The sequence below is a fragment of the Gilvimarinus sp. 1_MG-2023 genome (assembly GCF_030548285.1).
Map to the genome: position 1 here is coordinate 1 of NZ_JAUOSC010001204.1, position 260 is coordinate 260.

The window sequence follows — 260 nt, forward strand, 5'->3', positions numbered from 1 at the left end:
GGATGATCCGATTCAGGCGGCCACCAGTGAATGGCTGGAAAGCCGCGGCCGTAATCCGTTTATGGACCTGACCTTGCCTGCGGCGTCGATCCGGCTGGTGCAGGCCTGTGGCCGACTGATTCGCAAGGAAACCGACAGTGGCCGTATCAGTATTCTGGACCGACGCCTTACGACCACTCGTTATGGCAAGCTGTTGCTGGATTCGTTACCGCCGTTACGGCGAATGTGAGCCGCTTGTGTCTGTTGGATCGATAGTGGGC

General features: G+C 58.5%; 1 protein-coding gene. It reads left to right on the forward strand.

Going from position 1 to position 260, the window contains the following annotated elements; genetic code table 11:
• A partial coding sequence (locus Q4563_RS20680; protein ID WP_303605851.1) for a helicase C-terminal domain-containing protein occupies positions 1–229 on the forward strand: 229 nt, incomplete at its 5' end.
• Between the last annotated feature and the right edge of the window lie 31 nt (positions 230–260).